Genomic DNA, 13,876 nt, shown 5'->3' with positions numbered 1-13,876 from the left:
TCAATAGACGGGGAAAAAGGAGCGCCAGGGCGCTCCTTTTTTGTCTGGCGCGTTAAAAGACGAGATGCCGTTCCTGTCCACGCCCCAGACCGGACATTCGATGAATGTATCCTCGCCCGTCATCGTCTGGTTTCGCGACGATCTGCGCCTGTCCGATCATGCCGCGCTGATCGCGGCACGGGATGCGGGGGCGACGCTGATCTGTCTTTATATCCTCGACGATACGGAGACCGGAAAGCACGGTCACCGCTCGCCCGGCGCAGCCGCGAAATGGTGGCTGGCGAATTCGCTGCGCGCGCTGGATGCGGACCTGAAAGAGCTCGGCCAGCACCTTGTACTGCGCAAGGGCGATGCGCGTGAGATTCTGCCGCAGCTTGCGCGCGAGACACGTGCAAAGGCGGTGTTCTGGATCGACAGCGAGATCCCGGCGGATACTGCATGCGCCCGCGACGTCGCCAAGACTCTGAATGAGATCGGTGTCGAGACGCATGTCAGCGCGAGCGATCTGCTCGCGTCTCCGCAAAGCATCCGCAACAAGGAAGGCAACGGCCTTCGCGTGTTCACGCCGTTCTGGAAGCGCGTGCGGGCGCAAGGCCAGCCGCCCCGCCCGCTCGCCGCGATCAAGAAACTGCCGACGCCTGTGACATCGCTCAAGAACGAGAGTTTGAAAGACTGGCAACTCGAACCCGCGCGCCCCGACTGGGCGGGCGGCTTCAGGGAAACATGGACGCCGGGAGAGACTGGCGCGCACGAGCGGCTGCACGATTTTCTCGACGGCGCGATCAAGGGCTATGCCGAGGGCCGCGATTTTCCGGAAAAGGATCACGCCTCGCATCTGTCGCCGCATCTGCGGTTCGGCGAAATCTCGCCGCGACAGGTTTTCCATGCCGCGCGCTTCGCCGCCGAACGACATCCCGCGCTGTCCCGCGACGTAGAGAAATTCCTGTCCGAACTCGGCTGGCGGGAATTCTGCCGCCACCTGCTGTTCGATCATCCCGATCTGCACCGGCGCAATCTGCAATCCGCGTTCGACGATTTTCCGTGGCGGCGCGATACGAAAGCGTTGCGCGCATGGCAGCAAGGCCGCACCGGCTATCCCATCGTCGATGCGGGCATGCGCGAGCTTTGGCATACCGGCGCTATGCAGAACCGCATCCGCATGGTGACGGCGTCGTTTCTGGTGAAGCATCTCCTGCTCGACTGGCGCGACGGCGAAAAATGGTTCTGGGATACGCTGGTCGATGCCGACCCCGGCAGTAATCCCGGCAACTGGCAATGGGTCGCGGGCTGCGGCGCGGATGCGGCACCCTACTTCCGCATCTTCAATCCGATTTTACAGGGCGAGAAATTCGATCCGGACGGCGCCTATGTCGCGCACTGGGTGCCGGAGCTTGCGAAGCTGCCGCCTCCGCTGATCCACAAGCCCTGGGAGGCAACGCCGATGGAGCTTGCAGCCGCTGGCGTCACGCTCGGCAAGACGTATCCCGCGCCGATCGTCGATCACAAGGCCGCGCGCGAACGCGCGCTGGCGGCCTATCGTAAAACGCGAGACTAGCTTCCCGGCGAGACTTCCGGTTTCGGTTCAGGCTTGTTCACCAGAAACACGCCGGCCGCGCAGATCGCCATGCCGATGATGCCGAGAACATCCAGCCGCTCGTTGAACAGCACGAACGCCATCAGCGCCGTGGTCGCGGGCACGAGATAAAACAGGCTCGCGACCTGCGTCGCCGCCGCGCGCCGGATCAGCCAGTACAGCACGCTGATCGAGCCGATCGACAGCGCGACCACGAGCCAGCTCACGCCGAGGATGAATTCCGCGCTCCAGTTCACAACGCGCGTCTCGAACAGCCACGCGCCGATGGCATAGAGAATGCCGCTGGTAACGAACTGGATGGTGTTGCCGGTGCGCCAGTCGATATTGCCGCAGAAGCGTTTCTGATACAGCGTGCCGATGGTGATGCTGACCAGCGCCACGCAGGTCGCGAACCAGCCCCACCCGATCTCGCCCGCCATCGGGCGGGATTTCAGCACCAGCAGCACGCCGACGAGGCCGAGCAGCAGCCCGCCCCATTGCAGCGGCGTCACGCGCTCGCCGAGCCAGCGGTTGGCGAGCGTCGAGGTGAGGATCGGCTGCAATCCCGGAATCAGCGCCGACAGGCCGGCGGGCACATGATGGTAGATCGCAAAGGAGACGCCCGCGAGATAGAACCCGTGGATCAGCAGGCCCGCCACCGCGCTGTGCGCGGCTTCCCTCGGGCTCGGCCATTTCGGCCGCCAGATCGCGATGATGATCGCGAGCAGCACCACGACATAGGCCATGCGGATGGTGAGGAAGGTCAAGGGCTCCGCGCCCGAGACGGCATACTTCGTGCCGATGAAGCCCGAGCTCCACAGCACGACAAATACCGCCGGCGCCGCGCGCGCGGCCAGATCGTCCCATCTCTCTTTCATTTGCCGTTCTGATTGCCCGAACCTATGCTGGGGCGCAATCAATCAATATGCGGGGCGCACGGTCCCCGCGTAACAAAAGCGTCACCTGTTGTTTTCAAGGATCACTCACCATGGACGTTCGCGCCGCTCTCGCCACCGCTCCCGGCAAACCGCTGGATATCGTCACCGTGCAGCTCGAAGGCCCGCGCGAGGGCGAGGTCATGGTCGAGATCAAGGCGACCGGCATCTGCCACACCGACGAATTCACGCTGTCGGGCGCGGACCCCGAGGGGCTGTTTCCCGCCATCCTCGGCCATGAAGGCGCGGGCATCGTCGTCGATGTCGGCAAGGGTGTGACCAGCGTGAAGAAGGGCGACCACGTCATTCCGCTCTACACGCCGGAATGCCGCCAGTGCCCCTCGTGTCTGTCGCGCAAGACCAACCTCTGTACCGCGATCCGCGCGACACAGGGTCAGGGCCTGATGCCGGACGGCACCTCGCGCTTCTCGTTTCAAGGCAAGCCGGTGCATCACTACATGGGCACCTCGACATTCGCGAACTACACCGTGCTGCCGGAAATCGCGGTCGCCAAAATCCGCGAGGACGCGCCCTTCGACAAGGTCTGTTATATCGGCTGCGGCGTCACCACCGGCATCGGCGCGGTCATCAACACCGCCAAGGTGGAGCAAGGCGCGAAGGCCATCGTGTTCGGCCTCGGCGGCATCGGGCTCAACGTGCTGCAAGGGCTGCGGCTCGCGGGCGCCGACATGATCATCGGCGTCGATCTCAACAACGACCGCAAGGCGTGGGGCGAACGCTTCGGCATGACGCATTTCGTCAACCCGAAAGAGATCGGCAAGGACCTCGTGCCCTATCTCGTTGACATGACGAAATCCGGCGCGGACCAGATCGGCGGCGCGGATTATACGTTCGACTGCACCGGCAATGTCACGGTGATGCGGCAGGCGCTGGAATCCTGCCATCGCGGCTGGGGCCAGTCGATCGTGATCGGCGTCGCCCCCGCAGGCGCGGAAATCTCGACGCGCCCGTTCCAGCTCGTGACCGGCCGCGTCTGGAAGGGCACCGCCTTCGGCGGCGCGCGCGGACGCACCGACGTGCCGAAGATCGTCGACTGGTACATGCAGGGCAAGATCCAGATCGATCCGATGATCACCCACGTGATGCCGCTCACCGACATCAACAAGGCGTTCGACCTGATGAAACGGGGCGAATCGATTCGCGGCGTGGTGACGTTCTAGGACCCATCGTCCCGGTTATGCGTTATCACACGAATGAAATTCCGCGGTAGCTACAGGACAATGAGCATGAAACCTGCCCTCGCCTGCGCGATAGTCCCGGTTTTTTGTTTTGCTCTCGGCGGCACGCTTGCTCATGCGCAATCCGCCGAAGCCAGCCCCGCCGGATTCGACTGCGCCAAGGCGAATACGCGGATCGAGAAGATCGTCTGCGGCAACCCAACGCTTGCCATGCTCGACCGCGAAACCACCCGCGTTCTGACACTGACACGTGAGGACGCCAGCGTCTCGCAGCCGAACATCCTCAAGGATCAGGACAACTGGCTCAAGCAGCGCAACGAATGCCTGTCTTCGACAGACAGAGAGCGATGCCTCGCGGACTCCTATGTCGGCCGGATCAGCGCGTTGCGCGCCGATTCACCTACCGCACGGGCGGCAAAAGCCGGTATCAGTCTCGGGCCGTTCAACGCCGAATGCGACAACGGCAACGCATCGCTGACCGTGGTCTTCGTGAACAGCAAGCCCAGCTATGCCTATGTCGCGGGCCGGAAGGACGCCATCGTCCTGAAGCAGGCGCTGTCGGGGTCCGGCGCGCGTTATGAAGCGCAATATCCGAAAGGCCAGGCCCGGCTGTGGAACAAGGGCAATGCCGCGCAGATTGCATTGCCGGGCGGCAGGGACATGAGTTGCACGATGACGCCCGCCGGCAAATAGGACGGTTCAGAAATCCTCAGGGCATGGATCGGCGATCTTCCACAGATCCGGCCCGTTCCTGATCTTCTTCATGGTGGTGGTGAGTCCGCCGTTGCGGCGAATCCAGTCCTTCACCGGCTGCGGGTAGTACGACATCAATTCCGATGTCCCCTCCACGCTCGTGACCTTGATGCCGAAGGTGAAGGACTTGTCGTAATAGGCCTCGTGTAGCCCGATGCTGGCGCGCGGCGTCACGCAGATCTTGCTGTTCGGCACGATGCCGAACACCAGCGTGCAGGCGGAATTGCAGATGCCGTCGATGACGACGCGCTCGCCCTTGGCGCGGATACGCTCGTACTTGGCCTTGTATTCCTCGACGTAACCGCCGTGATCGCGCGTGATGCGCAACGTCGCGTGCGCAGGCACCACGCCCGCGGCAACGACCGCCAAAACCAGACCCGACAGACCACGCATCAAGGAAACGATTCCACCCCGCCGTGCGAACGCCACGGCAAATGACGACAGGACTCTGGCGGGAGTGTGTTTGCATTCCGTTAATCATGCCTGCTTGCCGCAAGGAATACAGGGCCATGAAAACGCTGGGGAAATTTCCAGCCTACGTCCAAGTGCCACCGGGGCTTGCTTAACGAAAGGTATCTGTGTTGCGGATTAACCCGGCTTTTGGATCAAATTTTCAGAAAGTTCCACATGGTAGAGATTCCCGGTGACCTTGAATGACAAGGGAGGAAGCGATGGCCGTTTTCAAACGAGAGGCGCGCAAGACGCGTCACAAAACCCAGATGGGAGTCTGGCTGACACTCGATGGCGGCTTCGCCAAGCGGCCATGCACCATTGTCGATCTGTCCGCGACCGGCGCACGTCTCGCCGTGGAAAACGGCGGCAAGCTCGGCAGCAGGATCGCGCTCGCGATGACCAAGGACGTACGCAAGCTCACCCCCTGCCGTCTCGTCTGGCAGCGCGGCAACGAGATCGGCGTGGAGTTCGTTCAGGCGGCGCTCTGAACACGGCTGTCCGCGACCGCTAGTCCTCGGTCGCCTTGAAGCGGCTCATGTTCTTCAACACGAACGGCGCGATCAAGGCGATCAGGGCGACGCCGAGCAGCGTCGCCGAGATCGGGCTTTGCACCAGCGTCACCGGATCGCCGAGGCTGATCGACAGCGCGCGCCGCAACTGGCTTTCCGCGAGCGGGCCGAGGATCAATCCCACCACCACGGGCGCGATCGGGAAATCGTAGCGCCGCATCAGAAAGCCCATCACGCCGAAGCCAGTGAGCATGGTCAGTTCGACCACCGAAGGCTTCGCCGCAATCGTGCCCATGGTCGCGAACACGAGAATGCCCGCGTAGAGCCATGGCTGCGGGATCGCCAGCAACCGGACCCAGAGGCCGACCAGCGGCAGGTTCAGCACCAGGAGCATCGTGTTGGCGATGAACAGGCTCGCGATCAGGCCCCACACCAGATCGGGCCGTTCCGCGAACAACAGCGGCCCCGGATTCAATCCATATTGCTGGAAGCCCGCCAGCATCATCGCCGCCGTCGCCGATGTCGGCAGGCCGAGCGTCAACAGCGGCACCAGCGTGCCGGCGGCGGAAGCGTTGTTCGCGGCCTCCGGTCCCGCCACGCCTTCGATCGCGCCCTTGCCGAACTCCTCGGGATGCGCGGTCAGACGGCGCTCGGCCGAATAGGACAGGAAGGTCGGAATCTCCGCCCCGCCCGCAGGTAGCGCGCCGATGGGGAAACCGAAGCCGAAGCCGCGCAGCCACGGCTTCCACGAACGCTTCCAGTCTTCCCTGGTCATCCAGAGCGAGCCGCGCACGGCCTCGACCTTCTCCTCGGCCTGATGCCGCCGCGAAACGACGTAGAGCGCCTCGCCGACCGCGAACAGGCCGACCGCGAGCGTCGTCACCTCGACGCCGTCGAGCAATTCCGGCACGCCGAACGCCAGACGCGGCTGCCCGGTGAGTTTGTCGATGCCGACAAGGCCGAGCGTGAGACCAATGAACAGGCTCGTCAGTCCACGCACCGGCGAGTCGCCGAACGTCGCCGAGACGGTGACGAACGCCACCACCATCAGGGCAAAGTAATCCTCCGGCCCGAACTTGACCGCGATGTCCACGAGGTAAGGCGCGACGAACGCGAGACCGATGGTCGCCAGCGTGCCCGCCACGAACGACCCGATCGCCGCTGTCGCCAGCGCCGGGCCGCCGCGCCCGGCCTTGGCCATCTTGTTGCCCTCGAGCGCCGTCGCCATGGATGCGCTTTCGCCCGGCGTGTTGATGAGGATCGCCGTGGTCGAACCGCCATACATGCCGCCATAATAAATGCCCGCGAACATGATCAGTGAACCGCCCGGATCGAGCTTGTAGGTCACCGGCAGCAGCAGCGCGACGGTGAGCGCGGGGCCGATGCCCGGCAACACGCCGACCGCCGTGCCGAGGAATACGCCGATCAGCGCGAACAGGAGGTTCATCGGCTGAAGGGCGACGACCATTCCGTGAGCCAGCGCGGCGAATGTATCCATCCCAAAAACCTCTGGCTGACGATCTAGAAAAGCAGGCGTTCGAGCGGACCCGCCGGAAGGCTGAGCGTGAGAAGACGGCTGAAGGCGATATAAATGACGGTGCCGATGACGAAACCGATGGCGAGATCGGTGAGGATGGCGCGGCGTCCAAACGCCGTGGAGGTCGCCGCGAACAGCACGGTCATCGCCGGAATGAATCCGCCGCCCCAGCCGATGATCGCGATCATCGCCGCGAGGCCCGTAAGCACAAGCAGGACAGGACGGAAGTCCATGTCCTCACGCTCGGGACAATCACCACGCAATGCGTTGACCAGATTGCCGATCGCCAGCACGCCGAGACCTGCCGCGATCACGAGAGGGATCGCCTCGGGCCCCATGCCGTAGGTGACATTCGCCTGAATGCCCATCGCATCGACAACGAGCACCATTGCAAGCAATGCCAACGCCGCGGCGATGGCGACGCCTGCCCGATCCACCCCGCGCCGCGCGGGTGTCGTCTCCTGCGCGCCGCTGTCCGTCATCATGATTTCACGAGGCCGATGGACTTCAGAACCCCGTTCACGCGCACCGTCTCCTTTTTCAGGAAATCGGCGAACGCATCGCCGGGCAGATAGGCGTCCTCCCAGCCTTTCTGGGCCAGCACTTCCTTCCACGCCTGCGACTTCACGAGACGGTCGATGGCGTCCGCCAGAACCTTCTTCTGCTCGGGCGTGATTCCGGGCGGAGCGACGACCGAACGCCAGTTCGCCAGAACGAGATCAATCCCCTGCTCCTTGAAGGTCGGGATGTCGATGCCGGGCCGCCGTTCGCTCGAGGTGATGCCGATGGCGCGGAGCTTGCCGGATTTGATCTGACCTTCGTACTCGCTATAGCCGGAGATGCCCGCCGTCACCTTGCCGCCGAGGATCGCGGCGAGCGACTCGCCGCCACCGGAGAACGGCACGTAATTCACCTTGGCCGCATCGGCGCCCACAGCACCCGCGAGCAACGCCGCCATGATGTGATCGATGCCGCCCGCCGATCCGCCCGCGAACGTCACCTTCGCGATGTTCGCCTTCAGCGCATCCCCGAGATCCTTGACGGTCTTGATCGGCGAATTGGCCGGAACGACGATCACCTGATACTCGTCGGTGAGCCGCGCGATCGGCGTCACCTGATCGAGCGTGACCGGCGACTTGTTCATCGCCAGCGCGCCCACCATGACGAAGCCGTTCACCATCAACTGGCTGCCGTCGCCCTTCGCCGAATTGACGAATTGCGCGATGCCGACGGAACCGCCTGCGCCGCCGACATTGGTAACCTGCACGCTGCGGGCGATGCCCGCCGCGACCAGTGCCTGCTGCATCGAACGCGCGGTCTGGTCCCAGCCTCCGCCCGGATTGGCGGGCGCCATGATCTTCAGTTCCAGCGGCTGCTGCGCATGGGTCGGGAGCGCAAGAATTCCCAGACCCACGGTGGCGACAGCACCAAGAAAATATCTCCGGGTCGGGTTTCGACCAGACTTCATGGGTGTTCCTCCTGTCGCGACCGCGCCGTCTCCGGTTCAGGATCACGTGCTCACGACATATCGCCGCTATATCTAGCCGGAAAAATCGCCGCTGTCCAGAAAGGCTTGGCCGCCGGCACGATTATCTGCGCCACGACTGGCAGGACATATCGTGGGCACGGGCGGACTTGTTGATGAGTGCCGGATGGCGCGCTCCGAGAGATTCGAACTCCCGACCCTCGGAATCGAAATCCGATGCTCTATCCAGCTGAGCTAGGAGCGCGTCTGTACACGGTAGTAAATTAGACCCCCGGCGGGCGCAAGCGCGGGCGGTACCGCCACCCGCCCCGGAGCGATGAAACTTCCCGTGGATGTTCAGCCAAGCGTGAACATCATTCCGCTTGTGGGGCACTCTGAACCAGCGCAGACTTTGCGCCCGCCTTCAGGTTCAGGATCATCCCCCATGTCCCACGTGGATCACCCCACCTCCTCCAAGGCCGTTGCCGTCCTTCGCGTCACCAGCGGCAATTTCCTCGAGATGTTCGATTTCTTCCTGTTCGGATTTTACGCCACCTACATCGCGGCGGCCTTCTTTCCCTCCCACAACGAATTCACCTCGCTGCTCGCGACCTTCATGACTTTCGGCGCGGGCTTCCTGATGCGGCCGCTCGGCGCCATCGTGCTCGGCGCCTATATCGACAAGGTCGGTCGCCGAATCGGCCTGATCGTCACGCTGTCGATCATGGCGGCCGGCACCGTGCTGCTCGCCTTCACGCCGAGCTACGCCAGCATCGGCATCCTTGCGCCCTTCCTTGTTTTGATCGGCCGGCTGCTGCAAGGCTTTTCCGCCGGCGTCGAACTCGGCGGCGTGTCGGTCTATCTCGCCGAGATCGCACCGCCCAACCAGAAGGGCTTCTATGTCGCCTGGCAATCCGGCAGCCAGCAGGTCGCCATCATCGTCGCGGCCCTGATCGGCTACACGCTCAACCGCACGCTTGCGGTGCAGGCGATCCACGACTGGGGCTGGCGCATCCCATTCCTGATCGGTTCCCTGATCGTGCCCTTCATCTTCGTGCTCCGACGCAAGCTGGAGGAGACCGGAGAATTCCTCGCCCGCACGCATCACCCGACCATACAGGAAATCCTCGCCTCGCTGACGTCGAGCTGGCGCATCGTCATTCTCGGCATGATGCTTGCGGTGATGACGACGGTGTCGTTCTATCTCATCACCGTCTACACCCCGACCTTCGGCAAGAGCGTCCTCAAGCTCTCGATCACGGACTCGCTGATCGTGACGTTCGCGATCGCGCTCTCGAACCTGTTCTGGCTGCCGGTCATGGGCGCGCTGTCGGATCGTATCGGACGAAAGCCGATTTTAGCCGGAATCACCATCCTGACCATCCTGACCGCCTACCCCGCGATGTCATGGCTGGTCGCAAATCCATCCTTCGCCCGCATGCTGGAGGTGGAACTCTGGCTGTCGTTCCTGTACGGCAGTTACAACGGCGCGATGGTGGTCGCGCTGACGGAGGTCGTGCCCGCCAGCGTGCGCACCGTCAGCTTCTCGCTGTGCTACAGCCTTGCGACCGCATTGTTCGGCGGTTTCACGCCCGCTGTATCCACCGCATTGATCGAACTGACCGGCGACAAGGCCGCGCCCGCGATGTGGATGACAGCCGCCGCCGTTTGCGGCCTTGCCGCCACGCTGCTGATCTACGGACGAAAGGCCAAAGTGCTCAGTCCGGTCGCGCCTTGATTGCACCTCAGGCGTGAACCAAACCATAAACCTCGGGCAAAGGCGCAACGGTTCCTTAACGCCACCGTCAATTCGGGGTTCGGAAACATGCTCCGCTGGCATAACCTGCCGGCGGAGGCCGCCCATGATCCATCTCGTCAAGGTCGCTGATGTGCTCGCCGCCAATATCGGCGTGCGCGCGCCCGCCACGATCGACACCAGCGACAAGGATGCCACGAGCTATTGGGCCTACCGGCTCAACGTCTCGCCGCAGGATCTCGCCGACGCGATCGCGAAGGTCGGCCCTTCGGTCGCCGCCATCCGCCAGCACCTCAACACCTGAGGGCTGCCTCGCCGCCTACAGCGCCGCGCGCTTGTCGAACCTCGCCAACCGCGACAGCAGATAATCGACTTCGGAGCGCGCCGCGGGCGTCAGGCTCGATCCCGGCTTGCGTTGCGCATCGGACGCCAAGAGGCCGCGCTTCTTCAGAACATATTTGCGCACCGCAAGACCCACGCCCTGCTGCTGCTCGTAGCGCACCAGCGGCAGGTGCGCGTCGAACAGATCGTGCGCCGCATCGCGCTTGCCGTCCTTCGACAGCCGCACGACATCGACCAGCATGTCGGGGAACGCATAACCCGTCATCGCGCCGTCCGCGCCCCGCTCCATCTCGAAATCGAGGAACAATCCGCCATTGCCGGTGAGGATCGACAGCGGCCGCAGCGATCCGTCCTTCTGGAAGTTGCGCAGCGCGGTGATCTTCTCGAGACCCGGCCAGTCCTCATGCTTGAGCATGACGCAGGACGGGTTCTCGGAGACGATGCGCTTGATGACGGCAGGCGTCATCACAACAGACAGCGTCAGCGGATAATCCTGCAAAACCCATGGCACGTCGCCGCCGATCGCCTCAACCGCCTGACGGAAATAAGTGACGATCTGGTCGTCGGTGCGCAGCGACGGCACCGGCGCGATCATCACCGCCGCCGCACCGGCATCCATCGCGCCGCGCGCGAGCGAACGCATCGCGGCAAATCCCGGCGCGGAGACGCCGACGATCACCTGCCTGTTGCCCGCGCGCTTGATGAAGCGCGACGCCACCGCGAGGGATTCCTCGCCATCGAGCTTCGGCGCTTCGCCCAGAATGCCGAGGACGGTGACACCGGCGCAGCCGACCTCGCCATAGAAATCGCTGAGGCGATCGATCGAGCCTTCATCGATCCGGCCGTCATCGTGGAACGGCGTGGGCGCAATGGTGAACGTGCCGCTGGCGGCAGAAGTAAGTTTCATGGCGATCTCGGCAGAATTCGAAAAGGAAGGATGGTTCCCAAGCGTTAGCACATTTGAACGGCCGGGGAACCCGCCGGTTGCGCATATCCGAATAGTGGAAAGGTCACGATATCAGGAACTGTCATCCTTCGGCGTGGTTGCCTTCTCAAGTCATCAACGAGGGAGATGAATCATGATTGTTGACCGGGATCCGAACGATCTGGCGCGGAATCAGGAGGAATGGCGCCGCCGTCAGACACTGGACAACGAATTGCAGGCCGATCCGGAACTCGCGGAAGGCTCTGCGGGCGGCAGCCGAATTGCATTGTTCGCCATTGCCGTTCTCGCGATCCTCGGCGTCGTGCTTTACGGATTGAACAGCACCTCGCCGACCGACTCCGCCAGCAATCCGCCGGCCCAGACGACAGCCAGCGGCACGACGTCACCAGGCAAGATGTCTCCGAACAGCAATCCGGGCCAGACCACGGGCTCGGCGCCTGCCCCGGCGCCTCAGACCATGCCGCCGCCAGCGGCCAGCCCGTCGCCGGGTAATGCCGCGCCCGGCAGCAATGGACCTGCCGGTGAATCGGGCAGCGAGTAACCACCAGACCCCCGCCCCATCCGGGGCGGGGTCTATTTTTCGTCGAACAGGCGGTTGAGGTCGGCGTACTTCGCGGCATGGGCGAACTCGCCGAACTCGCCCTTCTCCAGAATTTCATGCGCGGCGCGTTGCACCGCGCCCCATGCGGCGCGCGCCATCGCACCGCCGACGCTGATCCGCCGCACGCCGAGTTCCGCCAGTTCCATCACGCTCAGGCCCGGCGCGCCCATCAGGATGTTCACGGGCCTGGGCGCAACCGCCTTCACCACTTCGGCGACTTGCTCCCGTTTGGTGACACCGGGCGCATACAGACATTCCGCGCCAGCCTCGGAATAAGCCACTAGACGACGGATCACCTTGGCAAGATCGGTCTCGCCCGTGAGGAAGCCCTCACAGCGACCGATCAGCATCACATCATGCCCGCTGGCGTCGATGGCGCTGCGCGCGGCCACGACACGCTCGACGGCTTCATGAAAATCATAAAGCGGCTGGCGGGCATCGCCGGTCGCATCTTCGATGGAGAGACCGGCCACGCCGGTCTCGATGCAGCGGCGGACATTGGTGGCTACCCCTTGCGGCGTTTCGGCAAATCCGCTCTCGAAATCCGCGTTCACCGGCAGGTCGGTCGCCGCGCACAGCACCGACAGATGCGACAAGACGTCCTCGCAGGTCACCTTGTTGTCCGGCCGTCCCTGCGACCACGCATAACCGGAGCTGGTGGAGGCGAGCGCCTTGAAACCCATCGCGGCGAACAGCCGGGCGCTGCCGACATCCCAGGGATTGGGCAGAACGAAACAGCCGCTGTCATGCAGACGGCGGAAAATGGTGCGTTTGCGGTCCAGCGACATCGGCATTCCGGTGCTCTCTCCCTGTCTGTCCGAGCTATATCATGGCGAATGCGCAGTTGACATCCGCCAGCAAGATTCGGCGTAATCGCTGCGCTTTTGGAAGGCTTTCAGGACTGGGGCGATTCATGTTGCGATCATTGATGCTGGCGGGTGTGGCGCTGATCTCGGCGGCCTCCATGGCGATGGCCTATGACATCAAGCCGAAAACGCCGGACACCGCGTTTTCCGGAAAACTGCGTCCCGATATCATCGGCATTTCCAGCAGCGACGACGCCGCGAAGGTCGGCGGCGCGTTCGAGGCCTATCTGAAGGATTTCCCGAACGCCAAACCGCAGGCCACCCAGCAGAGGTTCGGCAGCACCGGCGTGACCTATGCCACGTTGATGAGATTCGATACCCCCGCCAGCAAGGACCATGGCGCGGAATCGATGGAGGCGCACTTCACCTCGCCCGCGAGCGGCAATTTCGCCTATTACATCGCCCGCGATCTCGGCTTCGCCAGGGACAAGCAGCCCACGCAGCAGGAGATGATCCAGCGCGTGACCGAGAAATACGGCAAGCCCACCGCGATCGGAGACGGCCGGCTGTATTATTTCTACAAGGGTGGAAAAATCGTCTCGGTGAAGCAGAAGTATACGCCCGAGGGGGCCGTGACCGCGCTCAACGACCCGATCAATCCGAAGGCCGCCGTTGCGCTCAATGATTCAAACGGTCGTGGCAGTTGCGTCGCGGTGCTGAAGCATGCTCAGGCCGAGCCGGAGAAATCGCTCGATCAGCTTGCCAGAGATACAAAGAGCGCCAACTGCGACGCGCTTCTCGACGTTGCATTGTCCCCCGGCGGGGCGAAGGACCGCGTCGGCAAGGCCGTCTTCACCCTGATCGACTTCAAGCGTATCGCAAGCGCCGCGAAGATCGACAGCGAGGCGCTCGCGGCGGAAAAAAACACATCGCAAAAAACCTCGTCCGGGACGTCGCCGAAACTCTGAACGGCCCTGAAATGATCGGGGCGGGAAATTCCC

Annotated in this window: 15 protein-coding genes and 1 tRNA gene; 8 read left to right on the top strand and 8 right to left on the bottom strand. The window is 63.4% G+C overall.

Annotated features, from left to right (window positions below):
* Positions 1 to 100: 100 nt before the first annotated feature.
* Positions 101 to 1,555, top strand: coding sequence for a cryptochrome/photolyase family protein (locus AFIC_RS06910; protein ID WP_275248387.1), 1,455 nt, complete (start codon positions 101 to 103; stop codon positions 1,553 to 1,555).
* Here the strand turns inward: AFIC_RS06910 and AFIC_RS06905 are convergent.
* Positions 1,552 to 2,451: a DMT family transporter gene (locus tag AFIC_RS06905; RefSeq protein ID WP_275248386.1), complete on the bottom strand. Its 900-nt coding sequence runs from the start codon at positions 2,449 to 2,451 to the stop codon at positions 1,552 to 1,554. The two genes, AFIC_RS06910 and AFIC_RS06905, sit on opposite strands and share 4 nt — an antisense overlap.
* A gap of 110 nt (positions 2,452 to 2,561) precedes the next feature.
* On the opposite strand from AFIC_RS06905, the gene AFIC_RS06900 reads away from it, so the two are divergent.
* Positions 2,562 to 3,689, top strand: coding sequence for an S-(hydroxymethyl)glutathione dehydrogenase/class III alcohol dehydrogenase (locus AFIC_RS06900; RefSeq protein ID WP_275248385.1), 1,128 nt, complete (start codon positions 2,562 to 2,564; stop codon positions 3,687 to 3,689).
* Positions 3,690 to 3,755: 66 nt separating this feature from the next.
* The gene (locus AFIC_RS06895) at positions 3,756 to 4,400 is read left to right on the top strand and encodes an MliC family protein (RefSeq protein WP_275248384.1); all 645 of its coding nucleotides are present in this window, start codon (positions 3,756 to 3,758) and stop codon (positions 4,398 to 4,400) included.
* A 6-nt stretch (positions 4,401 to 4,406) separates the two neighbouring features.
* Here AFIC_RS06895 and AFIC_RS06890 read toward each other — a convergent pair whose 3' ends face one another.
* Complete coding sequence (locus AFIC_RS06890) at positions 4,407 to 4,853, bottom strand: hypothetical protein (RefSeq protein ID WP_275248383.1); 447 nt, start codon at positions 4,851 to 4,853, stop codon at positions 4,407 to 4,409.
* Between the two features lie 278 nt (positions 4,854 to 5,131).
* Between AFIC_RS06890 and AFIC_RS06885 the strand changes: the two genes are divergently transcribed.
* Entirely contained in the window at positions 5,132 to 5,401 is a 270-nt protein-coding gene (locus AFIC_RS06885) for a PilZ domain-containing protein (protein ID WP_275248382.1), read from the top strand.
* A 19-nt stretch (positions 5,402 to 5,420) separates the two neighbouring features.
* On the opposite strand, the gene AFIC_RS06880 is transcribed toward AFIC_RS06885, so the two are convergent.
* The 4 genes from AFIC_RS06880 to AFIC_RS06865 all read right to left on the bottom strand — a co-directional run bounded on the left by AFIC_RS06880 (position 5,421) and on the right by AFIC_RS06865 (position 8,689).
* Positions 5,421 to 6,920 carry a tripartite tricarboxylate transporter permease gene (locus AFIC_RS06880; protein ID WP_275248381.1) on the bottom strand — a complete coding sequence of 500 codons (1,500 nt, stop codon included), beginning with the start codon at positions 6,918 to 6,920 and terminating at the stop codon, positions 5,421 to 5,423.
* 23 nt (positions 6,921 to 6,943) lie between these two features.
* On the bottom strand, positions 6,944 to 7,444 hold the full coding sequence (locus tag AFIC_RS06875; protein ID WP_275248380.1) for a tripartite tricarboxylate transporter TctB family protein: 501 nt from the start codon (positions 7,442 to 7,444) through the stop codon (positions 6,944 to 6,946).
* Positions 7,441 to 8,427: a Bug family tripartite tricarboxylate transporter substrate binding protein gene (locus AFIC_RS06870; RefSeq protein WP_275248379.1), complete on the bottom strand. Its 987-nt coding sequence runs from the start codon at positions 8,425 to 8,427 to the stop codon at positions 7,441 to 7,443. The genes AFIC_RS06875 and AFIC_RS06870 overlap by 4 nt, the downstream gene beginning before the upstream one ends.
* Before the next feature lie 185 nt (positions 8,428 to 8,612).
* Positions 8,613 to 8,689 (bottom strand) — tRNA-Arg (locus AFIC_RS06865).
* A 180-nt stretch (positions 8,690 to 8,869) separates the two neighbouring features.
* On the opposite strand from AFIC_RS06865, the gene tcuC reads away from it, so the two are divergent.
* Entirely contained in the window at positions 8,870 to 10,162 is a 1,293-nt protein-coding gene (gene tcuC / locus AFIC_RS06860) for an MFS transporter (protein ID WP_275248378.1), read from the top strand.
* A 124-nt stretch (positions 10,163 to 10,286) separates the two neighbouring features.
* Positions 10,287 to 10,484 carry a DUF3606 domain-containing protein gene (locus tag AFIC_RS06855; protein ID WP_009341000.1) on the top strand — a complete coding sequence of 66 codons (198 nt, stop codon included), beginning with the start codon at positions 10,287 to 10,289 and terminating at the stop codon, positions 10,482 to 10,484.
* A 15-nt stretch (positions 10,485 to 10,499) separates the two neighbouring features.
* Here the strand turns inward: AFIC_RS06855 and AFIC_RS06850 are convergent, their stop codons facing one another.
* A complete protein-coding gene (locus tag AFIC_RS06850; RefSeq protein WP_275248377.1) occupies positions 10,500 to 11,429 on the bottom strand; it encodes a dihydrodipicolinate synthase family protein in 930 nt (309 codons plus the stop codon).
* A gap of 172 nt (positions 11,430 to 11,601) precedes the next feature.
* Between AFIC_RS06850 and AFIC_RS06845 the strand changes: the two genes are divergently transcribed.
* Positions 11,602 to 12,009, top strand: a complete 408-nt coding sequence (locus AFIC_RS06845) for a M23 peptidase family protein (protein ID WP_275248376.1) — start codon at positions 11,602 to 11,604, stop codon at positions 12,007 to 12,009.
* A 32-nt stretch (positions 12,010 to 12,041) separates the two neighbouring features.
* Here AFIC_RS06845 and AFIC_RS06840 read toward each other — a convergent pair whose 3' ends face one another.
* Positions 12,042 to 12,863, bottom strand: coding sequence for an isocitrate lyase/PEP mutase family protein (locus AFIC_RS06840; RefSeq protein ID WP_275248375.1), 822 nt, complete (start codon positions 12,861 to 12,863; stop codon positions 12,042 to 12,044).
* A 119-nt stretch (positions 12,864 to 12,982) separates the two neighbouring features.
* Between AFIC_RS06840 and AFIC_RS06835 the strand changes: the two genes are divergently transcribed.
* Complete coding sequence (locus AFIC_RS06835) at positions 12,983 to 13,843, top strand: hypothetical protein (RefSeq protein WP_275248374.1); 861 nt, start codon at positions 12,983 to 12,985, stop codon at positions 13,841 to 13,843.
* The last annotated feature ends 33 nt before the right edge of the window (positions 13,844 to 13,876 follow it).

Source organism: [Pseudomonas] carboxydohydrogena (assembly GCF_029030725.1).
GTDB classification, from domain to species: domain Bacteria; phylum Pseudomonadota; class Alphaproteobacteria; order Rhizobiales; family Xanthobacteraceae; genus Afipia; species Afipia carboxydohydrogena.
The sequence above is the reverse complement of the archived record's forward strand: the minus strand, read 5'-3'. Positions and strand labels throughout refer to the sequence as shown.